The organism is Stenotrophomonas sp. NPDC077461, from assembly GCF_049545475.1.
Classification (GTDB): Bacteria; Pseudomonadota; Gammaproteobacteria; order Xanthomonadales; family Xanthomonadaceae; genus Stenotrophomonas; species Stenotrophomonas nematodicola.
Genome location: NZ_JBMWDO010000001.1, coordinates 915,828 through 940,561, shown reverse-complemented (window position 1 = coordinate 940,561; position 24,734 = coordinate 915,828). Strand labels below are relative to the sequence as shown.

The 24,734-nt window shown below is 67.3% G+C and carries 13 protein-coding genes and 1 pseudogene; 1 reads left to right on the top strand and 13 read right to left on the bottom strand.

The features are described from left to right. Nucleotides 1-18: 18 nt before the first annotated feature. From ACPEH8_RS04435 to ACPEH8_RS04415, 5 genes and pseudogenes are all read right to left on the bottom strand, one after another. Nucleotides 19-1,512: pseudogene (locus tag ACPEH8_RS04435) on the bottom strand (MFS transporter); the annotation flags it as partial. Beyond that, nucleotides 1,505-4,201, bottom strand: a complete 2,697-nt coding sequence (locus ACPEH8_RS04430) for a glycoside hydrolase family 3 C-terminal domain-containing protein (RefSeq protein ID WP_423666135.1) — start codon at nt 4,199-4,201, stop codon at nt 1,505-1,507. The gene ACPEH8_RS04430 and the pseudogene ACPEH8_RS04435, both read right to left, overlap by 8 nt. After that, nucleotides 4,201-5,892, bottom strand: a complete 1,692-nt coding sequence (locus tag ACPEH8_RS04425) for a glycoside hydrolase family 43 protein (protein ID WP_423666133.1) — start codon at nt 5,890-5,892, stop codon at nt 4,201-4,203. The genes ACPEH8_RS04430 and ACPEH8_RS04425 overlap by 1 nt, the downstream gene beginning before the upstream one ends. Then, nucleotides 5,892-7,874, bottom strand: a complete 1,983-nt coding sequence (locus ACPEH8_RS04420) for a sialate O-acetylesterase (protein WP_423666131.1) — start codon at nt 7,872-7,874, stop codon at nt 5,892-5,894. The genes ACPEH8_RS04425 and ACPEH8_RS04420 overlap by 1 nt, the downstream gene beginning before the upstream one ends. Then, on the bottom strand, nt 7,871-10,030 hold the full coding sequence (locus tag ACPEH8_RS04415) for an alpha-glucuronidase family glycosyl hydrolase (RefSeq protein WP_287255128.1): 2,160 nt from the start codon (nt 10,028-10,030) through the stop codon (nt 7,871-7,873). Before ACPEH8_RS04415 ends, ACPEH8_RS04420 begins: the two co-directional genes overlap by 4 nt. Before the next feature lie 111 nt (nt 10,031-10,141). Between ACPEH8_RS04415 and ACPEH8_RS04410 the strand changes: the two genes are divergently transcribed. Beyond that, entirely contained in the window at nt 10,142-11,197 is a 1,056-nt protein-coding gene (locus ACPEH8_RS04410) for a LacI family DNA-binding transcriptional regulator (RefSeq protein ID WP_017355989.1), read from the top strand. A gap of 17 nt (nt 11,198-11,214) precedes the next feature. Here ACPEH8_RS04410 and ACPEH8_RS04405 read toward each other — a convergent pair whose 3' ends face one another. From ACPEH8_RS04405 to ACPEH8_RS04370, 8 genes are all read right to left on the bottom strand, one after another. Next, nucleotides 11,215-13,779 carry a glycoside hydrolase family 3 protein gene (locus ACPEH8_RS04405; RefSeq protein WP_423666129.1) on the bottom strand — a complete coding sequence of 855 codons (2,565 nt, stop codon included), beginning with the start codon at nt 13,777-13,779 and terminating at the stop codon, nt 11,215-11,217. Beyond that, nucleotides 13,776-15,185 (bottom strand): sugar porter family MFS transporter, encoded by a 1,410-nt coding sequence (locus ACPEH8_RS04400; protein WP_017355987.1) that lies wholly within the window; start codon nt 15,183-15,185, stop codon nt 13,776-13,778. Before ACPEH8_RS04400 ends, ACPEH8_RS04405 begins: the two co-directional genes overlap by 4 nt. A 24-nt stretch (nt 15,186-15,209) precedes the next feature. Then, nucleotides 15,210-16,544, bottom strand: coding sequence for a xylose isomerase (gene xylA / locus ACPEH8_RS04395; RefSeq protein WP_423666127.1), 1,335 nt, complete (start codon nt 16,542-16,544; stop codon nt 15,210-15,212). Between the two features lie 45 nt (nt 16,545-16,589). After that, nucleotides 16,590-18,083: a xylulokinase gene (gene xylB / locus ACPEH8_RS04390; protein WP_026070763.1), complete on the bottom strand. Its 1,494-nt coding sequence runs from the start codon at nt 18,081-18,083 to the stop codon at nt 16,590-16,592. Nucleotides 18,084-18,148: 65 nt separating this feature from the next. Next, nucleotides 18,149-19,678: a tryptophan halogenase family protein gene (locus ACPEH8_RS04385; RefSeq protein WP_423666125.1), complete on the bottom strand. Its 1,530-nt coding sequence runs from the start codon at nt 19,676-19,678 to the stop codon at nt 18,149-18,151. A gap of 13 nt (nt 19,679-19,691) precedes the next feature. Continuing rightward, a complete protein-coding gene (locus ACPEH8_RS04380; protein WP_423666123.1) occupies nt 19,692-20,711 on the bottom strand; it encodes a cupin-like domain-containing protein in 1,020 nt (339 codons plus the stop codon). A 3-nt stretch (nt 20,712-20,714) separates the two neighbouring features. After that, nucleotides 20,715-21,473: a SapC family protein gene (locus tag ACPEH8_RS04375; protein WP_208020029.1), complete on the bottom strand. Its 759-nt coding sequence runs from the start codon at nt 21,471-21,473 to the stop codon at nt 20,715-20,717. Nucleotides 21,474-21,540: 67 nt separating this feature from the next. After that, nucleotides 21,541-24,672 (bottom strand): TonB-dependent receptor, encoded by a 3,132-nt coding sequence (locus tag ACPEH8_RS04370; RefSeq protein ID WP_423666121.1) that lies wholly within the window; start codon nt 24,670-24,672, stop codon nt 21,541-21,543. Nucleotides 24,673-24,734: the final 62 nt, after the last annotated feature.

Here is a 24,734-nt window from a genome sequence, read left to right as displayed (position 1 = left end):
ATGTGCCGCCAGATGGTCAAGGGTCGTTCCTTGGCGGCGCTGCAGCAGCTCCTGCTCGATGCGGGTCTCCATGCGTTTGTCGATCCTGTAAAGAAACAGCAGCGCAACCGCCACCAGGAACGGCAGGGAACAGTACACGCTCACAGTCAGGCGGATGCCATCCACCACGGCCTGGGGCTGCTGTTCGAGGCCGGCCCTGTAACCGTGGTGCGCGAGGATGCCGGCGACCAGCGCGCCGCCGATGCTCAGCCCTATCTTCAGTCCGCACAGCATTGCGGAGAAGATGATCGCGGTGGCGCGGCGATGGTTCTTCCATTCGGAGTAGTCCGCGACGTCGGCGATCATCGCCCACAGCAACGGGATGGTGATGCCGTAGCAGAAGCCGTGCAGCATGAAGGCGCCGAAGGCCACGGCCACGGCGGTAGGCGGGAAGAAGTAAAACGCCAGCAGGAACACGGTGGATACCAGCAATGCACCGCCAAAGACATCGCGTTTGCCGAAGCGGTCGGCCAGGCGGCGGGAGATGCCGATCCCGAGGATCATGCAGAGGATGCCGCAGGCGTTGAACAGACTGAACGCCGACGTCGCCGGGTCCGTGGGCCAGGTGAAACCGGACAGACCCCATCCGTTGAGTACCGCATTCAGTCCTGCAATGAAGCGGTTGAAGCCGGAGCTGTCGAGGAAGCCCGCCAGGGCGCTCTCGCTCATGTAGTACTGGAAGTAATAGACGTAGGTGCCGCCCTTCAGGGCCAGGTTGATGAAGACCAGCACCGTGAGGGCCAGCATCACTTTCCACGGCCGGTTCCGCACCAGGTCGGCCAGATCCTGCAGCACGCCACCGGTCTGCTCCTTGGCCGGCACGATCCGCTCGCGCGTGGTGGCAAAGGTGATCAGGAAGAAAAGCGTCCCCACCACGGCGAACACGGTCATCACCCGTTCGAAGCCGAGCACGCGGTCGCCCTCGCCAAGGATCAGCACCAGCGGCAGCAGCAGGACCTGGATGATGAACTGCGCGATCATCACCGCCACGAAGCGGTAGGCCGACAGGCTGTTGCGCTGGGCCATGCTGCCGGTCAGAACCCCGCTGAGCGCGGAGTACGGCAGGTTGTTGGCGGCGTACACGAGCATCAGCAGCCCGTAGGTCACCACGGCGTAGATGACCTTGGCGCGCTCACCCAGTTCGGGCGTACTGAAGGCAAGCAGCGACAGCGCGCCGAACGGGATCGCTGTCCACAGGATCCACGGCCGGAACTTTCCCCAGCGACTGACCGTGCGGTCGGCGGCAATACCGATCAGCGGTGTGAACACGAAGGCGCCCATCAGGCCGATCACGAAAATGATCGTGGCCGCGGTGGCGGGCGGCAGCCGGTATACATCGGTATAGAAGAACGCCAGGTAGGTGATCAGGGTCTGGAAGATCAGGTTGGCAGCGAGGTCGCCAAGGCTGTAGCCCAGCTTTTCCAGGATCGACAGCGTGTGGCTGGAGGGCTCCGCGCGGCGAGGTTCAGTCACGCGCCGCCTCCACGGTGAACCCGGCCTGCACCCGGGTATCGGCGCTTGAACCGCCAATCCGCACCTCGTACGCCCCGGGCGTCACGACGTATGCGCCGCGCGCGTCGTTGTAGTGGCGCAGCGCCTGGGGCGCATCCAGGACGAACGCCACGGTCCGCCGTTCGCCGGGGGCCAGATGGATCCGCTGGAAGCCGCGCAGTGCCTGCTGCGCCTCTCCCGGAGCGGCCTGCAGCCGCCGCACGTACAGTTGCACCACCTCATCGCCTGCGCGCTTGCCGATGTTGGCCACCTCCACCTGCACATTGAGCGTCCCGTCTGCGGCGATCCGTGACGTGTCGAGGCGGGCGGTGCCGTAGCCGAACCGGGTGTAGGACAGCCCGTGACCGAACGGATACAGCGGTGTGCCGCGGAAATAGCGGTATGTGCGGCCTTCCATTGTGTAGTCGTCAAACGCGGGCATCGTCTGGTCCGCCGTGTAGAACGTCACCGGCAGCCGGCCAGCGGGATTGACGTCGCCGAACAACGCGTCACCCACGGCCGTGCCACCGCGTTGCCCTGGATACCAAGCCATCAGAATCGCGGACAGGTTTTCCTGGGCCCACTCGACGGCCAGCGCCGATCCGCCGGTCAGCACCACCACCACCGGCTTGCCGGTGGCGTGCAACGCTTCCAGCAGCGCACGCTGGGTGGCGGGCAGGCGCAGGTCGGTGCGGTCGCCGCCGGCGAAGCCCGGGTAGTTGACCGTCATCTCTTCGCCCTCGACATCGCCGGTCAGTCCGCCGACGAACACCACCACATCCGCGCTCCGGGCGGCCTCCAGTGCCTCCTCGAACGGCGGCTTCGCGCCGGGCATGCGCCAGCCCAGCCGCACGGCTGCGTCGCGCTCGGCGTCGAAGTACTCAAGGGTCACGTCGTAGGCCTTGCCGGCCTGCAGGTCCAGCTCCACGCCATCGCCATGCAGGCGATCACGTTGCTTCCAGTGGTCCAGCACGCGCCTGCCGTCCACGTAGAGGCGGAAGCCGTCGTCGGCGGCGGCCTCAATGTGGTAGCGACCCGACACCGGTGGCAGCAGCTGTCCACTCCAGCGGATACTGAAGCCATCGTTCGGAATGCCCTGCCCCGGCGCTGCTTCACCGCGGGCCAGCAGGTTGTCGGTGGGTGACCCCCGATCCCAGCGGAATCCGATCTGGGCATCGGTGCGGACCAGCGCCGGTGTTCCGGACAGGTCGGCGGTGCGGAAGTACTCACCGCGCAGGCCGCGTTCCGGTGAACTGGCCGAGGGCCGCAGGTACGCGGCCTCGATCAGCGGGGTCGCAGCGGGATCGTCGCGCCCTTCGACCAGGTCCACGCCACGCGCATAGCGCACCTCGACGCCTTTCGCCGCGTCACGTATCCCCTGCAGGATGGTCACCGGTGCGGCGGGGGTACCAAAGTAGTTGCCGAGCAGCGCCATCGTGTCATCGGCGGTCGGGCCGACCACGGCAATCCGTTTCAGGGTCCGTGGCAGCGGCAGCACGCCATCGTTCTTCAGCAGCACCAGCGACTCCTGTGCGGCCTTCAGGGCCAGCGCATCGTGCGCGGGGGCCTGGTTCACCGACGCGGGGATGCGTGCCCACCTCACGCGCTCCGGCGGGTCGAACATGCCCAGCCGCATCCGGGCGGTGAACAGACGCGTCACCGCTTCGTCGATCTCTGCCTGGCTGATCAGGCCCTGGCGCACCGCGGCCGGCAGTGTGGCGTATTCCTGGCCACACTCCAGCTCGGTACCGTTCTTCACTGCCAGTGCGGCGGCGGCCTCGCGGGTGGGAACGATGTGGTGATGCTTCCAGATATCGACGATGGCCCAGCAGTCCGACACGACGTAGCCCTTGAAGCCCCAGTCGCGGCGCAGTACGTCGCGCAGCAGGAAGCGGCTGGCGCTGGCGGACTCGCCGTACACGCGGTTGTAGGCACCCATGACGGCATCCACCTGCCCTTCCTTCACCAGCGCCTCGAATGCCGGCAGGTAGGTGTCGTACAGGTCGCGCCGGGTGGGGCGCGCATCGAAGTGGTGACGGTCGGCCTCGGGGCCGCTGTGTACGGCGAGGTGCTTGGCCGTGGCGTCCAGCTTGCGGTACACCGGGTCGTCGCCCTGCAGACCCTGCACGAAGGCCACGCCCATGCGCGCGGTGAGGTATGGGTCCTCGCCGTAGGTTTCCTGGCCCCGCCCCCATCGCGGGTCGCGGAAGATGTTGATGTTCGGCGACCAGAAGGTCAGCCCCTGATACCGCCCATGCGCGCCCTCCCGGAGAAACTGGTGGTGCTTGGCGCGCGCTTCGTCGCTGATGGTGGTCGCCACCTGCCCCATCAAGGGCACGTCGAACGTGGCGGCCAGGCCGATGGCCTGCGGAAACACGGTGGCCTGCCCTGCCCGTGCGACGCCGTGAAGGCCTTCGTTCCACCAGTCGTAGGCGGGCACGCCGAGACGTTCGATGGCGGGTGCGGCGTTCTGCATCTGCCCGGCCTTCTCCTCCAGGGTCATCTGCGCCACCAGCGCGGCGGCGCGGGCCTCAAAGCTGGCCGAGGGATCAAGCCACGGCGGGGGCGACGCGGCGTGCCCGACGGTGACCAGCCCGAGCGCGGCACACAGCACCACGGTGCGGAAGACGGGGCCGCGAAGGCCACTGCAAAGGGAAAGCCTGCGCGTCATCATCTGCTCCTCAAGGCACGCTCGTCGCGTGCGAATGGTCCCAGCAGCGCGCCAACGAAGCCGCCTGCACGATCCGTACTCAATACCGTTCCGTCCACGTCAGCGGCGAGGGTCTGCCACCCCCGGCCATCGCCCGTGTCGAACGCGAACGCATAGTGCCCCTCGTTGCCGGCAACCTTCAGGCGCAGCGATGCGGTCGCGTCCAGCGTCCGGCTGGCCAGCGTCCGCGGTACGCCGTTTCCGTCGCGCACTTCAAGGAAGACCGCCACGCGGTCTTCGCCAAGGGTGCGCACCCCGAGGAAGTACCAGTAGGCCTCGCTTTGGAAGGCGGCAAGGCCTGCCGCCACGCCTGCCGCCGGGCGCGTCATCTCGGTACTGGCCTCGAAGCGCAGATGCTGCTGACGGCGGCCGAGGAAGGCGGGATTGCGCAGCGTATCCAGATTCTCCGCCAGGGGATGCACGGCCAAGGCACCCGGGCGCGCGCGCAGGTCCGCCCACGGCTGCCTGGGGACGCGCACGCGCAACCAGCCGCGGCCAAGCGTGGGGGCATCGAAGTCGTCGCGGTCGATGAAGTTGCCGGTGGAGGGTGCCTGCCTGGCCTCGCCCTGCATCCATGACGGCGCTTTGACCGCATACGGGATGGTCTGGCCAGCCGGCAGGATCACGGGCCAGCCGTCACGCCATTGCACCGGCAGCAGGAAGGTCTCCCGTCCCGTGTTGTAGTGGCGTGTCTGGTAGTTGCGACTGGCAAGGAACACCGCCCACCAGGCGCCGTCCGGACCTTCCACCAGATCGGCATGCCCGGCATTGGTGATCGGCCGTGGCCGGTCGTCGGGCAGATCGCGCTGGGTGAGAATCGGATTGCCCGCATACGGGGTGTACGGCCCCCAGACGTCGCGGCTGCGCAGGACCACCTGGGAATGCTGCGGCCCGGTACCTCCTTCGGCGTCGGAGAGGTAGTACCAGCCCTCGCGTTTGTAAAGGTGTGGTCCCTCGATCCAGATCGGGTTGCTGGCCGGGTCCACCCCGCCGTCGATCAGTACCCGGCGCGGCCCCACCGGCTCGAACGACGGCATATCCAGCTGCTGCATCCAGATCGCACGATGGCCCTCGTAGCGCGGCGGGCCGGGCGGCAGGTCATTGTTGAGCAGGTAAACGCGGCCGTCTTCGTCGAAGAACAGCGATGGGTCGATGCCGCCGATGCCCGGCAGCCAGTGCGGGTTGGACCAGGGGCCGGCGGGATCGCGCGCGGTGGCGATGAAGTTGCCGCCGCTGTCGACCGCCGTGGTGACCACATAGAACACACCGTCGTGGTACGCGATGGCCGGGGCAAAAATGCCGCGCGACACACTCAGGCCATCGAAGTCCACCTGGGTCGGACGGTCGATCACGTTGCCGATCTGCGTCCAGTGCACGAGGTCAACGCTCTCGAACACCGGGATGCCCGGGAAATAGGTGAAGCTGGAATTGACCAGGTAGAACCGGCCCTTCGCGCCAACGATGCTCGGGTCGGCGTGGAATCCGGCCAGGATCGGGTTGCGGTAGTACCCGGCCGGCAGCGGTGCTTCAAAGGCCGCATCGCGGCCAACGTATTCGAACCACTCGAAGTACACCGGTGGCGCAGGCGCGGCCCGCAGTGGCGCCGCCGTCGTGGACATCAGCAGGAACAGTGTGGCCATCAGCAGACGCATCAGCGGTCCTCCGCGTTGGTGAGGGAAAGATCGAAGGGCCCTGCCGGGGCGCCACGGCTGTCGCGCAGCGTGCAGACCGGGCCGTCGGCCCAGCAGTACCGGACGCGCGCGCTTGGCGCTGCCTGCGGACTGCGCAGGACCACCTCGCGCCCGTCCAGGACGGCGTCGGCATAGGTGCAGTGCCGCGCCTCGGCATCGCAGAGCTCGAAGCCGATGGGACCGTTCGCGCCGGTCGTGACCAGGGTGCCGGTGACGTCGTCAAACACGATCCGCACCGCGCCCTGCAGGCGCGAGGCCCTGCGTGCGGTGGGCCCGGACGGGTCGACGGTCCGGTCGCCGTAGACCACATGCCGCGCCAGCCTCGCCAGGCGACGGCCCAGCACCTGTTTGTTGGGCGGATGGATGTCGTAGGCGTCGCCAATATCGATGGCCAGCGCCAGCCCACTGTGCGGATCTTCCGCGGCGACCCGTCGCTGTGCCTCGCGGACCTGTGCCCAGCCACTCTCCGCCGGCGCCACGGGCGGCGCGCCGTAACCGGCCAACTGCACCACCAGCAACGGCATCCGCGCGCCAAACCGGCTGCGCCAGTCCTCGCGCAGGCTGCGCAGCTTAGCCGCGTAGGCCGGGCCATCCGCTGTGTTGGATTCGCCCTGATACCACAGCATGCCGCGCATTCCGTAGTTGCCCAGCGGCGCGATCATGCCGTTGTAGAGCGTCGACAGGCCTGCGGCGGCCTGCCACGGTGCAGGGGGCGGCGCTGCTGCACCGGGTGCTGCGCGGTACTGCCAGGGCGCGTCCAGGACGATGCGCGTGCCATCGTCCAGGTGCACTGCGTGGGCATCCGCAGGGCCTGCCAGCCCCCCGTCGCCATAGGTGTCCAGCACGTTGATCAGGACCCTGTTCACGCCGACGTGCAACAGGCCCGCTGGCAGGGGATAGGAGCGCGCCTGCCCTGGGCCGTACTGGCTGCCCACCGCCACGCCGTTGACCCAGGTCATGTCGGTCTCGTCAACCGGCCCCAGCTCGAGTCGCGCGCCCTGCGCCGCCTGCGCGGCGGTCAGGGTCACCTGCGTGCGGTACCAGACCATGCCGTTGTAGTCCGACAGCGCCGGCATGCCCCACCGCTCCCACGCGCCCAGCGTGGACGGTGCGTCCTGCCAACCGGTGCCGCCCGCGTCAGGCTGCCAGGGCGCATCGCCGGCGATGGCACCTTCGCGCGTCGTCCACCACTGCTGCCAGTGCCGGCCCCATCGCCGGGTCGCCGCAGCGGGATCGCGCGCGTACAGCGCAAGCGCATCCAGCGCCGGGTCCATGCCGCCCTGCGTGCGGAGCGCAGTGCTGCTGGTCCATGCCTCGATGCGCGAGCCGCCCCACGCTGCCTGGATCAGGCCCATCGGCACGTTGACGGTCTGCTGCAGTTCCCGCGCGAAGTAGAAGCACGCTGCGGAAAATTCGCGCACCGTGTCCGGCGACGCAGGCTGCCATGCTGCGGGTGCCTGGACGTCGTGCTGTGGGGTGACAGCTGCCGCCTTCGATACGGTGAACAGACGGATCGACGGATGCGTGGCGGCGGCGATCTCGCTGGCCGCATCGAGCGTGCGCCACACCGGAAGCTCCATGTTCGACTGCCCGGAACACAACCAGACGTCGCCCATCTGCACGTCACGCACGACCCGGGTCACCTGCCCTGCCCGCACGGACATCTCGTAAGGCCCGCCAGCGGCAGTGGGCGGCAGCGTTGCGTGCCAACGGCCGCCGGGATCGGCGCGCGTGGTGACGGTGCGCCCGGCGAGCGCCACGGACACGACGGTGCCGGGCGCGGCGCGGCCCCAGACGGCGATCGGCTGGTCCCGCTGCAGCACGGCGTGGTCCTGGAAGAGCGGATGCAGCAACGCGGTGGCCGCATCCTGTGCCATTGACGGCGTGGCGCAGCACGCCAGCGTGGCCGCCACGATGCCGTTCCACCACGTTCCTGGGTTCATCGCCCATCTCCGGGTGCGGAGGGAAACTGCAGGGCCTGGTACCAGGCCAGCGGGTGTGGCGGCGCGGTTTCGCCGGCTGGCAACGGCCTGCCACTCACCGACTGGAAGTACGCCACGCTGGCGTCGCGCCACCACTGGGCCTCGCGCAACTGGATGCGCAGGAAGGCCGCGATCTGTTCGTGCCGTTGCGGGTCCACGCCGTGCGGCGGCGGAGCGGCGCCCCGCGCGTTGGTGTCGGGCGCACCGGGGCCCAGGGTTGCCCAGAGCGCCTGCATGGCCTGCACCTGGCGCACGCCCTGCGAATAGCGCCCAACCAGTTCATCCCACAACGGCCGCCCGGAGGCCATGCGGTGGTCCCACGGGACGTGGTGGAACCACAGCAGCAGCGGCTCCGGAACCTGCGCCAGGTCGCCATAGTGGGCGGCCACCTCCGGTGCGTATTGGCTTACGGCATTGCTGCCACGCGCGGTCCGGTCGAAGCCGATGCCATTGCGGTCGGCCCGGTGGTAGTACACCGAGGTCCAGTCCGCGCGCGGCCCGCCATCGACCCAGGGGCCGGGCCCGTAGTGGTGCCCGCGCGCCATCAGGTGGTGCAGGCCCAGGGGGGTCATGTAGTTCACTGCGGCCTCGCGCGAACCCATCATCATCTCGACGATGGGCTGCACCACGCCGGGATTCTGCGCGAAGGTCATGGTCGCCCAGTCCGCCGCGATGTCGCGGACCGATTGATGCGGGTTCCATGCCAGGCGGCCGAACGCGTACCAGTTGGCGGGGTCGAAATGCGAGCCACTCCAGGTACGGTCGTTGCCGATGTTGGCCACGCCCGCCATGCCGGTCAGCGACTGCGCCACGGTGTCACCCTGGCCGCGCATGCGAGGGTCGGACCGCAGTGCTTCCTGGTACAGCGGGCCGAGATACACCAGATGGGTGGCGAAGCCGAGGTACTCCTTGGTGATCTGGACTTCCATCATCAGCGGCGTGCGCGGCATGGCCCCGAACAGCGGGTGGAACGGCTCGCGCGGCTGGAAGTCGATGGGCCCGTTCTTGATCTGAAGAATCACATTCGGCAGGAACGCCCCGTCCAGGTCCGCAAATTCGGTATACGCCTGGGCGGCCCGGTCCGCAGGCACGTCATGGGCATAGACGAAGGCGCGCCACATGACCACGCCGCCGTGCGCCGCCAGCGCGCCGGCCAGCAGGTTGGCTCCGTCGGCATGCGTTCGGCCGTAATCCTGCGGGCCGGGCTGACCTTCCGAATTGGCCTTGACCAGGAAGCCACCGAAATCCGGGATGCGCGCGTAGATCTCGCCGACTTTGTCGCGCCACCAGCGTTGTACGCCGGGATCGAGCGGATCGGCGGTGGGCAGTCCACCCAGTTCGACGGGGGCACTGAAGCGCGCGCTCAGGTACACGCGGATGCCGTACGGCCGGAACGTGTCGGCGAGCGCGGCTGCCTTGGCCAGATAATCCGGCGCCAGGCTCTGCGCGCTCGCGTTGACGTTGTTCAGCACCGTGCCGTTGATGCCGAGCGAGGCATTGGCGCGCGCGTAGTCTGTGTAGCGTGGGTCGTGCCATTCCGGCAGCGTCTGCCAGTCCCACAGCGAGCGGCCTGCATAGCCGCGTTCGACATGGCCATCCAGATTGTCCCAGTGATTGAGCACGCGGAGCCGCAGCCGGGGCGACTCGCGCACCTCAAGCACGTCCAGCGACGCGCCTGTCTGCAGCAGTCGCAGCAGGTGGAACACGCCGTACAGCACCCCGGTATCGTGGCGGGCCGCCACCACCAGCACGTCGCGTCCGTCCATCCGTGCATGCCGAAGCAGATAGCCTTCGTCACCCAGTGTGTCGATCTCGTGGCGGAGCGGCGCGATCAAGGCAGAGGAGTCCGGCGTACCCAGCACCAGGGTCGCGCCGCCGGCCGCCGCGCCCTGCATGGGTGGCGCGCTGCCAAGCAGGCCCGTCAGGCCGCGCGCCAGCTCATCGCGCGCGGCACGCTGGGCCGGCGTCTGATCAGGGGCGACCACCTGTGCCAGGTGCCTGCGGTAGTCCGCCGCGAGCGCAGGTTCAAGCGGCACATAGCGCATCCACAGGGCGTATCCATCCTCCGCGTGCGCGTTGCCCGCACAGGCGAATAACACCATCGCGGCACCCAGCATCCGATGACACCGCTTGACACCCGAGCACGCCCGCAGCGCGGACAGCAAACCTTGTAAGCTCGGGACGTGCGTTGGAGGCGTCAGCGTCACAGAGAAGAACGGGAGCGCGAATTGGAGAAGCCGAAGAAGTCGGTCCGCCGCAAAACCAGTGGCGTGACGATCGACGAGGTGGCGGCCCTGGCCGGGGTTTCGCCGATGACCGTGTCGCGGGCGATCAACCAGGGCAAGGTGCGCGATGCCACCCGCGAACGCGTGATGCGCGCGGTGCGCGAACTGGGTTATACGCCCAACCTGGCGGCCAGTTCGCTGGCGGCCGCACAGCACACGCGCATCGCGCTGATCTACACCAATCCCAGCGGTGCCTATCTGCGCGAGCTGCTGGTCGGTTTGCTGCGTGTCGCATCCAACGCTGCCATCCAGCTGGTTGTCGACTATTGGGACGATCTTGACCCCGCCGCCGAGCGCAAGGCCGCGCGGGCCCTGGCCGGCCGGGTGGATGGCGTCATCCTGCCGCCACCGCTGTGCGAATCGCAGCCTGCCGTCACCGAACTCGTCAAGGCGGGCATCCCCGTGGTCGCGATCGCACCGGGCCACCTCGGCAACCACATTTCCTGCGTGCGCATCGACGACCTCCAGGCTGGCAGGGACCTGGCCGAACACCTGATCCGGCAGGGTCACAGCCGCATCGGCTTCATCCGCGGCCGCAACGATCTCAGCGCGAGCGCGCGGCGCTACGACGGGTTCGTCACCGCCCTGCGCGAGGCCGGGCTGCAGGTCGAACCCGCCCTCGTCCAGCAGGGAGACTACACCTACCGTTCTGGGCTTGCCGCCGCCGAGAAGCTGCTCTCCCACCGCCGGCCCCCGACCGCGATCTTCGCCAGCAACGACGACATGGGCGCGGCAGCGATTTCCGTCGCACACAGACGCGGCCTGGAGGTCCCCCGCGATCTGTCGGTCGTGGGCTTCGATGACACCTCGGCCGCGACGACGGTCTGGCCGGAGCTCACCACCATTCATCAGCCGATCGCATCGATGGCCGATGCGGCCATCGACATCCTGCTGCGCACCATCCGCCGCAGGCACGACGAGGCGCGCGTGTTGACCGACCACGTCATGCCGCACCGGTTGGTGGTGCGCGACTCGGTCGCGCCCCCGCCCACGCGCTGACCGCGCACGTCGCGGGGTCATCGGCCCGGACATGCGATGGTGGTCTCCGCCTCGTTCAAGGCCCCCAGGGCGACGCGCGACACCGAGAGCGTCATCGCATCGGCCGTCCCGATGGACCAGGGGCGCTCCAGCTTGCCCACATCCGCGCCGGCCGCGGCCAGGCACTTCAAGGGAAGGCCCACGCGCGTCCATTGCCCCACCGGCAGCGTTGCCAGCGTTGGCCCGAGCGCAATGCGTGCCGAGCAGCCCGTGCCGCATCCCACCGACAGCCATGCGTCGCCCCGGGGCGCGGCCTCGACCCGCAGCGTGGTCAACAGCATCAGGTCGCCGTTGCTCTCGCGCTGCAGGTCCAGCGGCGTATGCGACTGCAGCGCGGCGATCGCCTCGCCCTTGCCCGTCCAGGCAAAGCGGCGACCGTCTTCCTGCGCCAGATGATCCACCCCGGTGACCTTCAGCAGGCCGCCGTCGAGGGATTCCGGCACCTTGGTGACGGTCACGCCCTGCCCCGTGGCATTCTCCAGCCGCAGGGCGATGCCGGACCCGGCGTCACCTCGCGCGAAGAACACACCGGCCGCACCTTCATTGCCGGTCACGCCCGATACTTCCGGCAGCGCGGCGAGATCGCCGTTGTCGGCATACGTAAGCCCGAAGCCGAATGCGAACTGCGGGTCGTAGTCCTTCTGCCCCACATTGTTGGCGTACTGGACCGCGGTGCGCGGCCAGCTGAAACTCAGCTTCCCCTTGAAGTCGTGCTGGACGCTGCCGTCGGGACTGCGCAGCAGCACGTCGGCAATGCCACCACCCTCCGAACCGGGAAGCCATGCGGCCACGAATGCATCGGCGGCATTGATTTCGCGGTTCACCCACAGCGGCCGCCCGCTCAGGAACACCGCGACCACCGGAATACCGTCAGCCTTCAGCCGCTTGATCAGCTCGAGATCCGAATCGTCCCCCGCCTTGTACGCCAGGGTCGCCAGGTCGCCCTGGAATTCGGCGTAGGGATTCTCGCCGAACACCACCACGGCAACGTCTGGCCTGACCGCGTACCTGCCATCCACCGCCAGCACCGCTTCACCGCCGCCGGCCTTGGCCTGCTGCGCGATGCCTTCGAAGATCGTGTCCGCATTCGGGAAGTCCTTGCGGCGCGTACCGGTACCCTGCCAGTTCAGCGTCCAGCCGCCGGCCTGCTTGCCCACGTCATTGGCACCGTCACCGGCGACAAGGATGCGCTGCTTCGGTGACAGCGGCAGCACGCCGCCCTGGTTCTTCAGCAGCACCAGCGATTCGCGCACCGCCTGGCGTGCCACCTCACGATGATCGGGAGCGCCGACGAGCGCGAACTGTCCACCAACCGCGCGCGACGACGGCCTGCCTGCCTCGAACAGACCCAGTCGCATCTTGACCCGCAGTATCCGTCGCACCGCGTCGTCAAGGCGCTGTTGGGGGATGGTGCCGTCCTTCACGGCGGCCAGTGTGGTGTTGTAGAAGCCCTTCCAGCTGTCCGACGCCATCGCCATGTCCAGCCCGGCATTGATGGTGGCCGGGCAATCGGTCGTTGTGCAGCCCTTGACCTGGCCGTGGCCGTTCCAGTCGCCCACCACAAAGCCAACAAAGTTCATCCGCCCCTTCAGCGCATCCGTCAGATACGGCCGGTGACCGTGCATCTTCTCGCCGTTGACGCTGTTGAAGGACGCCATGACCGTCTGCGCGCCCGCGGCGATCGCCGGCGGATACCCGGCCGCGTGGATGCGCACCAGGTCGGCCTCGCTGATCCGGGTATCGCCCTGGTCCCTGCCATCGACCGTTCCGCCGTCGCCGAGGAAGTGCTTTACCGACGCGATCACGTGGCGGCCATCAAGGAACGTGGGCGAGCCGACCGTGCCCTGCAGTCCCTCCACCATCGCCCCGGCGTAGCTGGCCACCACGTCGGGCGATTCAGAGTAGCCCTCGTAGGTACGCCCCCAACGGTCGTCCTGCGGCACGGCCACGGTGGGCGCGAATGCCCACTCCATGCCGGTCGCACGGGTTTCCAGCGCGGTGATCTCGCCGATCCGCCGCAGCAGCGCCGGGTTGCGCGTTGCGCCCAAGCCGATGTTGTGCGGAAACAGGGTCGCGCCGATGATGTTGCTCTGCCCATGCACCGCATCGATGCCGAACAGCACCGGAATGGCCTTGCCGCCCTGTGACGTATCCATCGAGGCGTCGTAGAACGCATCGGCCAGCGCCAGCCATTCGGCGGGCGAGGCGTCATAATGGCCGCCGGGGTCGGAATTGCCGCCCGCGAGGATCGAGCCGAGCCGGTAGTTGCGGAGGTCAGCCGGGGTGATGCTGGCGATGTCGCCCTGCACCAGCTGTCCTACCTTTTCCTCCACCGTCATGGTGGCCATCAGGTCGGAGATGCGCGATTCCAGCGCGGGATCCTCGGGTAATGGCCACGCGACCTGTGGCCACGGCCCGGGGTCGACCGCTGCAGCTCCAACCGCCTTTTCACCGCTCCCGCAGGCCGCCAGCGCCAGGATCAGCACACCTGGCAGCAGCCCATTGCAGGCCCGCGCAAACCGTTGCGTCGTCATCGCGTTCATCCTTCCATCTGCTCCAGTTCCTTGCCCTTGGTTTCGTGCACGTACCGCAGCACGAAGAAGACCGAGATGATCGCGGACGCCAGGTAGAGGCTGTACGTCGCGGCCAGCCCGATGGCGGCCAGCAGAATGGGGAACGTCACCGTGACGGCGAAGTTCGCGGTCCATTGCGCCGCTCCGGCCACCGCCAGCGCCGACCCGCGTATCTGGTTGGGGAACATCTCGCCCAGCATCACCCACATCACCGGACCCCACGAGACGTTGAAAAACACCACGTAGGCATTGGCTGCTACCAGCGCCAGCGTGCCCATGCGCCCGGGCAGCTGCAGGTGGGCATCAACCAGCGAGCCGCTGGCGAACGCCGCCACCAGCAGCGCCAAAGACACCGCCATGCCGGCCGAGCCAATCCACAGCAGCGGCTTGCGGCCGATGCGGTCGATCAGCAGCACGGTGACGATGCAGGCGCCGATGCTGAGCGAACCGGACAGCACATTGATCAGCAACGCGTCGTTTTCGGAGAAGCCCACCGCCTGCCAGAGCACGGCGCCGTAGTAGAACACCACGTTGATGCCGACCAGCTGCTGGAAGATGGCCAGGCCAATGCCCACCAGCACGATCGGCCGGACCCTGCCGGTGGCCCGGCTGCGCAGGTCCGACAGCCGCGGGCGGTGATGGTCGGTGGACAGCGAGGCGTCGATCTCGGCAAGCTTGGCCTGCGCCTGGGCACCGCCAAACAGCCGCGTGAGCACCTGCAGCGCCTCGTCCTTGCGGCGCTTCACCACCAGGTAGCGCGGGCTTTCCGGGATGGTCAACAGCAGCGCCAGGAACAGCAGCGACGGCACGGCCTGCATCCAGAACATCCAGCGCCACGCCGCGTGGCCGCCCCACAGCGCCTCGGTCGAGGCACCCGCCGAGGCCGCCAGCAAGTAGTTGGACAGGAAGGCAACGGTGAGCCCGCTGATGATGGCGATCTGCTGGACCGTGGCGAGGCGGCCCCGATAGCGCGCCGGTGCAACCTCGGCGATATACGCCGGCGAGATCACACTGGCCGCGCCCACCGCGAAACCGCCCATCACCCGCGCGATGATGAACATGATCGACGAGGACGCGGCCCCCGCACCGATTGCCGACAGCAGGAACAGCACCGCCGCGATGATCAGCACGTTGCGGCGTCCCAGGCGGTCGGCCAGACGGCCGGCGCTGAAGGCACCAATGGCGCAGCCCAGCAACATCGAGGCGATCTCAAACCCCTGCATCCACTCGCCGGACCTGAACGTCTGGTGCAGGCCGTCCTGCGTGCCATTGATCACGCCACTGTCGAACCCGAACAGGAATCCGCCAATTGTCGCCACCACGCTGATCACTACGATCAGGCGCGTGTTCTCGCCACTCCGCATTGCCTGGTTCATTGCCCTTCCCCTCCCGGTGTGATGTCAGCGCAGCAGATACTGGTTGAGGAGGTTCTCGTAGCGCTCCTGCTTGCCGCTGACCTGCGCGGGCTCACCCAGCTTGATGGCCATCGCCGCCAGGTCGGTCAGGCCAAGCGTGCCGTTTTCGAAGTCCCTGCCCGCGCCGCTGTCGAAGCTGGCATACCGCTCGGCGCGCCACTGCTCCCACGGCGAGTCGTGCAGCAGGGCGTGCGCCACTTCCAGCCCGCGCGCGAACGCGTCCATGCCACCGATGTGGGCGATGAACAGATCTTCCAGGTCGGTCGACTCCCTGCGCAGCTTGGCATCGAAGTTCAGCCCCCCCTCCAGTCCGCCCTGCCGCAGCACGACCAGCATCGCGCCGACGGTGTCGTACAGGTCGGTCGGGAACTGGTCCGTGTCCCAGCCGTTCTGCCCGTTGCCACGGTTGGCGTCGATGCTGCCCAGCAAGCCGTGGTCGGACGCGACCTGCAGATCGTGTTCGAAGGTGTGTCCGGAGAGTGTGGCGTGATTGGCCTCGATGTTGAGCTTGAAGTCCTTGTCCAGGCCATGCGCTTTCAGGAAGCCCGCCACGGTCGCACTGTCGAAGTCGTACTGGTGGTTCATCGGCTCCATCGGCTTGGGCTCGATCAGGAAGTTCCCTTTCAACCCGATGCTGCGGCCGTAGTCCCGCGCCATCGTGAGGAAGCGCGCGAGATGGTCGAGCTCGCGCTTCATCTGCGTGTTCACCAGCGAGGCGTAGCCTTCCCGGCCACCCCAGAACACGTAGTGTTCGCCGCCCAGTTCAACCGTCGCTTCCAGCGCCGCCTTCACCTGTACGGCGGCACGCGCCACCACGCCGAAATCCGGATTGGTGGATGCACCGTTCATATAGCGCGGATGCGAGAAGAGATTGGCTGTTCCCCACAGCAGCTTGATGCCCGTAGCCTCCTGACGCGCCTTGGCCAGGCCGACCATGTGCTTGAGGTTCTTCTCGTACTGGGTGACATCGTCGGCGTCCGGTGCCAGGTCGATGTCATGGAAGCACCAGTACGGCACGCCAAGCTTGGTGAAGAATTCGAACGCGGCGTCCACCTTCGCTTCGGCGGTGGCCATCGGCGAGCCGGCCTCCCACGGGAACCGGCGGGTGCCTGGACCAAACGGATCATGCCCCGCGTTGCAGAACGTGTGCCAGTAGCAGGCCGCGAAGCGCAGGTGCTCCTGCATGGTCTTGCCACCGATGACCCGGTCCGCGTCATAGACCCTGAATGCGAGGGGGTTGTCCGAGCCCCGGCCCTCAAAGGGGATGCGGCCGATGCCGGGGAAGTATTCCGTGGCGCCGATGAAAGGCTGATTGCTCATGGTGGGTCTTCCTGTTGGTGTGGGAGGTGTCGCGAAAGAGGGAGATCAGCCGCGATACAGCGGCATGATGGCGTCGAGATGGCGCAGGAATCGGGCATACGCCGTGGCGTAGGCGTCCGTGCGCGCCGGATCGGGCTGTGCGGACTGCAGCGGGTCGAGCGCTACGTGCCGGTCTGCGATCTCGGCGATGGACGCGCCCTCTCCACGCGCGTGACCCAGCGCCCACAGGGCCTGCAATGCCGCACCGAATGCCGCGCCTTCGGACTGGGTCGGCACGTCCACCGGAAGGCCGAACACATCGGCCACCAGTTGCCGCCACTGCGCGCTGTTGCTGCCGCCGCCGGTCAGCACGATGCGTTCGAACCGCATGCCCGCGCGGACAAAGGCGTCGTAGCCGTACTTCAGGCTGTACGTCGCCCCTTCGACGGCCGCACGGTAGAAGTGCGCCGGGGTCATGTTGGCCGTGTCCAGGCCCGCCAGTACCCCTTTGCCCAGCGGCAGGTCCGGCGTGCGCTCGCCATTGAGGAACGGCAGCATCACCAGGCCGTCTGCACCGGGCGACGTCGCCCGCAGGTGCCCGTCGGCATACCGGGTGCTGAACCCGAACGCATCGGCGACCTGCTCGGTGACGACCGTGCAGTTCATCGTGCAGATCAGCGGCAGCCAGCCGCCGGTGGACGAGCAGAACGCGGCCCATTTCCCGTCCGGGTCGACCACGGGCGTGTCCGAGTAGGCGAACAGGGTGCCCGAGGTGCCCAGGCTCATCGCCAGGCGACCGGGCACGACGCAGCCGGTGCCGATCGCCGCCATCATGTTGTCGCCACCGCCCACGGCCACTTTCACGGTCGCACGCAGCCCCAGTGCCGCCGCGATGGCCGGGTCGATGTCCAGCATCTCCTCGGGCGCGGCGATGCGTGGCAGGCACGCGGCAAGGTCGCGCTCGGGATCGGTCGCGCGCAGCAGAGGGCTCGACCAGGTGCGGGTACGCACGTCCAGCCAGCCCGTGCCCGACGCATCGCCGTACTCGCAGAAGCGCTCGCCGGTCAACACGAAATTGAGGTAGTCATGCGGCAGCAGGATCGTGGCAAGCCGCGCGTAGGCCTCGGGCCGATGGGTCCTGGTCCAGGGCAGCTTGGAGGCGGTGTACCCGGTGAGGACAGGGTTGCCCGCCAGCGCGATGCTGCGCGCTGCACCGCCCACTGCGTCCATGATCTGCACGCACTCGGCCGACGTGCTGGTGTCGCACCACAGCTTGGCCGGTGCCAGCACCTCGCCTGCCGCGTCGACCGCTACGAACCCGTGCTGCTGGCCCGACACCGCCAACGCGGTGATGCGCGAGCGAACCTTGGGTTCGATCGCATGGAAGCAGGCATGAAGTGCGGCGACCCAATCGGCCGGGTGCTGCTCACGGCTGCCATCGGCGCCGGACGTGAGGTCCAGCGGCGAGCTGGTGCTGGCAACGAGTCGACGCCCGGCAGGGTCGTACACCACGATCTTCAGGCTCTGCGTCCCTGCGTCGATTCCGGCCACCAGTTCCATGTACTGCACTCCCGCCCGTTATTGAAGTTAGCGCTACCATTTCCAGACAACAGCATGCTGCCGCGTTACGTCAGGGCTGGCGCCCGCGGCCATACGTCCTCTCCCGCCCTGCAGTAGCGCTCGATGAAGGCGGTCTGCGACGGCATCGTCGCAACCGCCTGCTGCACTGGCTGGCGGATCCGCGCCAGCAACGTCCGCAGGTCCGCGTCATCGATGGCACGTGCCAGCGGGTGCGGCGGACCCGGCTGGATCCCCTGCCCCATCAGCACACTGGTCCAGGAATCGACCCGGAACAGCTCGCCGGGGTCCTGCCACGCATGGGCCCGCTCGCGCCAGGCACGCAGCCGGATGGCGAGCGACTCGGGCAATGGCATCTCGCGGCACGCCTTCCACATCGGCTCGTCGCGCTGGTTTGCGTGGTAGTGCAGGATGATGAAGTCGCGCACATGCTCCATCTCCTGGCGGCTGACATCGTTGTACAGCGTCATCAGCGCCGGGCTGATGCCGTCAAACGGGAACAACTGGATCAGACGCACTACGGCACTGATGGTCAGGTGGATGCTGGTCGATTCCAGCGGCTCGATGAAGCCACTCGCAAGCCCAAGCGCCACCACGTTCCTGTTCCACGCCTTCAGCCGCCGCCCGCTACGGAATGGCACCAGCCAGGGATCGCGCAGGGGCGGGCCCTCGACGTCACGCAGCAGCTTGGCGTGCGCTTCGTCGTCGGACATGTGGCGGCTGGAAAACACCAGGCCGCAGCCGACCCGATGCTGAAGCGCGATATGCCACCGCCAGCCGGCCTCGTGTGCGATGGCGCGGGTGTACGGAACCGGCGGCGAGACCGAGCCGGTCTGCACCGCCACCGCGCGGTCACTGGGCAGCCAGTCGTGCCAGTCCTCGTAGCCGGTATGCAGGGTCTGCTCGGTCAACAGGCCGCGGAAGCCGGTGCAGTCGATGAACAGATCGCCCTCGATGATCTGCCCGTCCTCCAGCACCAGTGCCGCAACGGAGCCGTCATCGGCATGTTGCTGCACGTTGCGGATCTTGCCCTCGACCCGCCGCAGGCCCTGCGCTTCGGCCCTGCGTCGAAGGAACTTCGCATAGAGGCTGGCGTCGAAGTGATACGCATAGTTGAGTTGCGGCCGGGTGTCCAGCGAGAACCGGTCGCCGCGCGAGGCGACGCTCTCCAGGCAGAAATCGCCCAGCTCCGACGGCATGCCGCGGCGCAGGCTGTCCAGCCAGAAATGGTGGAACGGCGCAGCCCACGTTCCCTGCCCGATCGTGCCGAAGGGATGGATGAAACGGTCCCCAGGTCGACGCCAGTTCTCAAACGAGATCGAGAGCTTGAACGTGCCGGCGACCGCGCGCAGGAATTCCTGCTCGTCGATCTGCAGAAAGCGGTGGAACGCACGGATGGGCGGCACGGTCGACTCGCCAACGCCCACCGTACCGATCTGCTCGGACTCCACCAGGGTGATGTCCAGCTGGTCGCGGAACTGGTGAGACAGCGCACAGCCGGCCAGCCAGCCGGCCGTGCCGCCACCGGCGATGACGACCTTGCGGACCCGTGCGTGTGGTGTGTTCGCAACGTTCAATGCGATGCTCCCATCAGCGGTTGAGTCGAGCCAGCAGCTGTGCGCGCGTGCGCCGTGCCTGCGTCTCGTCGAACGGTGCCAGCTCGCCCCTGGCTGCTTCAGGCAGGTGCTGCCCTGCGCGCTCGCCCGGACCGAAGACGTAGTAGTCGAAGATCGTCGACCAGGCCTGCTTTTCACGTGCAGGCAGATCGCGCAGCGCCCACATCGCATGCTGGAGCGCCGGCAGCGGGGAGGAAAGAAAGCCGGGTGTGCTGCGCCACCAGTAATTCACCAGCACGTTGAATGGCGCCAGGCTGCGCACGTGGTGCCACCACATGCTCGGAATGAAGATGGCATCACCCGGCTCCAGCTCGGCAGTCCGCGCGCTTGCCAGGGCATCACGGAAGCGGGGATGGCGCGCGAAATCCGGGCGCTCGAAATCCACCACGCTGACCACCTGGCCTCCCGGCGTGGGTTCCAGCGGCCCGGGATACAGGTTGTCGATCTGATCCGGCGGAAAGAGCGTGAAGCGGCGCCGGCCCACTGCGCAGCACGCCAGGTTGTCCGGGGTGTCGAAATGGCACGACGCCGTTACGCGGTTGCCAATCCAGATGCTGGCCGATGCCTCGATGCCCTGCCCCGCCAGGCCGGCATCGTTGGCCTGCGCGAACCCGGGGAGCGCCCGCTCGATCAGCAGCGCGGCAACATAGTAGGTAGGCGGCCTGGGGTCCTCGAAGGTCTCGGCAATTTCGCCCAGCACCTGCGTCAGCAGGCCGCGCCGGACCTCGACGTTCAACCGCGTGAAGTCCTCGTTGTAGAACGGACGCCCTTCAATCTCCGGCCCGCCGTACGAATACGGCACAGGCACGCCCGCATCGAAACCGCGCAGATAGGCCAGCGCCTCTTGTGTGGAACGCCGCCCGGCCTGCACCAGCCCCCAGTCGCGCGCGATGCCGCGCAGCACGACCGGCTCGCCGACGGCAGCCAGTGCCGACAGCGGCAGCGCTTCCGGCGCAAGACCGTCGAGAACGCGCATGGCAACGCCGTCATACATGGGTCAGTTCCTGCCCGCCGCCACGGCGGCATCCTGCGTGCGCAGGCGGCGCTGCTTCTCGGCGATCAGGCGCCGCATGTTGTGCAGAGACGCCAGCATCAGGTACGCGCCTTCCAGATACCCGGCGCGGTTGAGGTCGGCGAGCGCGGAACCGTCCAACTGGGCCAGGCGGTCACGGTCGATCGCATGCAGGCCGTTGATGCCCACCCGATGACCGGTGTCGATCGTCACATCAAGCGAGACCGGCTGGATGAGTCCGTTCGTATCGAGCATGGAAAACATGTGTGCGCCAAAGGCATGGCCATCGTGGATGCCGCGCAGCACGCCTGCGATATGGTCAAGATAGGGGCTGTTCCCCCCCTGCGGCAGGAACACCGGCTCACCCTGCATCGCGTTCACGCGCGGGTGGTCGAGGTCGACGTGCAGCACCGCTTCCTGGACAGGTGCGCCATCGATCCGGTTCTCCTGGAAGCCGATGAGGAACGGCCCCTTGGCCGCGGCCCCCGGCAGATAGGTGGCATTCCAGCGCCCATCGTGCAGAAACAGATTCTCGTGCTGCTCGAATCCGAGCAGCGCAACGGACTGCCAGTCCCCCGTCGCCGGGTCCCTGCGCAGAAAAATGGGGTACTCGCGCTGCAGCTCGGCGAACTCGCTCGGGTAGGCCGGCACCATGCCCACCGCGTCGCCGAACTCGGGCCCGAAACCGGTGGCCACGCGCAGGTCGCGGTGGGCGATGTTGTTGAGCATTTCGTAACGCGGCATGGTGGTGTCCAATCCCATCAGGAGCCTGGAACGGGTGCCGCTGGCCAAGCAGCGGCACCCTCACGGTTCAGAACCTGTAACGCACGCCAAGCATGTAACGCGGACTCTGATCGGCCAGCTTCACGATCATCTGCGAGGTGCGCGAACGCCAGCGAACGTCCTCACCGGTCAGATTGATCGCCTCCAAGCCGAACGACCAGTGATCATCCAGGGTGTAATTCACGCTGAGATCCCACTGCTCGTACGCTTCCACGTAGTACGGATTACGGCTTGCTCCCTGGTTGGCCAGGATCAGGTACTGGTCACGCCAGTTCCAGGCCAAGCGGACAGACCAGCCGTACTTCTCGTACATCAGCATCGCATTGGCCGTGTCGCTGAGTCCAGTCAGCGAGAACTGGTCGATGCCCGGATCGCCGCCGTTGTTGAACCCCACGTCGCCATTGACAATGGTGTAGTTGGCGAGGATGCCAAACCCCGTGTCGCCGAAGAAATACTGCCCACCCAGCTCCCAGCCATGCAGCTTGGATTTGTTCTGGTTGATGGGGCGGTTGACGTTGAACAGGTACAGCGGATCGGCCGCGGTGCCGTACAGATCGTACGCGGCCTCGGTGGCCAGCACCTGAGCATCCGTGCCGTTGTAGGCGCCCAGCCCGGCCGGGTTGTTGCGCAGCAGGGCCAGCGCGGTGAACAGCGAGGTGTCGTTGGCCGAGCAGGCTGCCGCATTGGCCGCCCCAACCTGGGTGATGCAGGCTCCGCTGGTCAGGAACGCCAGTGCCGCCTGCGCATCCGGTCCGGAACTCGGGTCGCGCAGGCCGTACAGGTTCTCCTGCACCACGGTGTTGCCCACGAAGTTGTCGACCTGCTTGTTCCAGAAGGTCACCGACACGTAGCTGGCGTCAGCGAAGTACCATTCCAGCGCCAGGTCCAGGTTGTCCGATTCCAGGGGCTTCAGCGCCGGGTTCTGCGCGGTGCCGCTGGCCCTCGACGACGGGTCGATCAGTACCGAACCGAACGGCTGCTGTGCCGTTGGACCGGCGTAGAGATTGCCGATCGGCGCGCGGGCGATGCTCTTGCCGAACGACACGCGCCCCTTGAGGTCGTCCATCAGGTCGATGCTGAAGTCCAGGTTGGGCAGGACGTAGCTGTACGTGGTCTTCTCGGTGAAGGGTTGCTGCTCATCGGACAACAGCACGCGGAAGTCGTTGTTCGACTGCCACTCGATGGCTTCCGGAATGGCAATGATCGAGGTCGACACCACATCGGTGGTCTCATAGCGGACGCCCAGCCGCGTGCTGGTGCGCAGGCCGCCCAGGTCGCCGTCCAGCTCGACCTGGAAGTACGCCGACCGGGTCTTCTCCTCCACCCGGTTGTCGGCGGCGAGCTGCGGGCTCACCCCCAGGCTGGCGCCGTAGTTGTCGGCCGCCCACTGCGCGATCCGGCCGGCATCGCCGCGCCAGGCAGTGAAGCTGTTGGCACTGTAGTCCTTGAACAGCCCGACGATGTTGACCGGCTGCAGCAGGTCCATCAACCCGTTCGCGACGTCCCCGTCAACGTTGGCCACGCCCCAGTCGCCCAGGGTGTTGTAGTTCTCTGCGGCCTGGATGCGGTGGGTGGTCTGCTTGCTCGAGTCCACACCAAACTGGAAGCGGCCCTTGTCGAAGCTCCACTCGCCGTCGACGCGCCCCTGCTTGATCTCGCTGACCTGGGTCTGCGAATTGATGCGCAGCACCTGCGAGCCGATTTCGCCTGGCACGAAGCCCGGGTTGACCACGCCGTTGGTCTTGGCGATGGCGTCGGCCGTGCTGGGGTACCAGACCTGCGTGCCTACCGGCAGGCCGTTGTTGAAGACCATCTCCTGTACCCAGGACCCGCCGCAATGCGGTCCGGTGGTGCAGTTGTTGGTGCCGGCGATACTGCTGAAGATGGAGCCGCCGCCGGTCAGCGGATCGTTCGGGCGGCTCTCGTTCTTCGAGTCGTGCGCATCGAAGCTGAGCTTGAACCGGTCGGTGACATTCCACACCGCGTTCAGACCCAGCGAGCCCAGCTTGTACTTCTGCATGCTGCGCTGCTGCTCGAGGCCGAAGTCCTTGGTGCCCGCGATCTCACGGATGTAGATCGGCGTGGCAACCGCTCCGCTGGTATCGAACGTGACGTCGGTGTAGTTGCTGTTCTGCAGCCACATGCCCTGTTCGCCACGATTCTCGGTGATTTCGTTGGTCGAGTACGTGTAGTCAAGGGTCAGCGTGATCGCGTCTGTCGGCGCGAACTGCAGCACGGCCTGGCCGTTGATGCGCTCACGTTCGAACTCGGAGAACGCGTAGCGCAGGTCGTTCGGCCGTGCGTACAGCGCGCCGATCGCCGGGGCGTTGACCACCGTCGGGTTGCCGGGCATCGTGCCGGTCCACGGCTGGATGTTCCAGTAGTTGTCGGTGGCCTGGACCGAGCCGCCCTTGCGCTTCTGGTAGCTCGCACTCACGCCGACGCCGAGGGTCCTGTCGGGGTTGGTGTAGCTGAAGATACCCGACAGTTCCGGGGTCAGGTCGTTGTCGAACGGCTGGCTCCTGTCGGAGACGACTTTGGCCCCGGCACTGGCAACCACGCCCTCGTGGTCGAACGGACGCGACGTCAGGATGTTGATGGTGGCGCCGATACCACCGCTGGGCACGTTCGCCTGGCTGGTCTTGTAGACCTCGATGCCGTTGATCGCTTCTGCGGCAAGCTGGGCGAAGTTGAACGCGCGGGTACCGCCGTCGACACCGCCGATGGCGACCTGCCCCGCTGCACCGAAGGCATCGGCACCGGGCATCTGGCGACCGTTGAGCGTCACCATGTTGAACTGCGGGCCAAAGCCGCGCGCCGTCACCTGGGCACCCTCGCCGTCGCGGCGCTCGATGGAGATGCCGGTGATGCGCTGAAGCGACTCGGCCAGGTTGGTGTCGGGGAACTTGCCGATGTCCTCGGCACTGATTGCATCCACCACACCGGCCGAGTCGCGCTTGATGTCCATCGCCTGGCTGAGGCTGTTGCGGATGCCGGTGACCTGGACGGTATCCATCTGCGTCGGACTTGGCTGAGCCTGCGACTGGGCGCTGGACGCCGGCGTCGGTGCGTCCTGCGCGAATGCGGGATTGATGACCAGAACGCCGCCTACAAACGTAAACATGGCCCTGGATGTGAACTTCGCCAGCGTCCGGCTCATGAACGAGCCCTCCGGCCTGGGGTACGACGGAAAGCAGCAGCGCTCATGACTCTCCCCTCTGA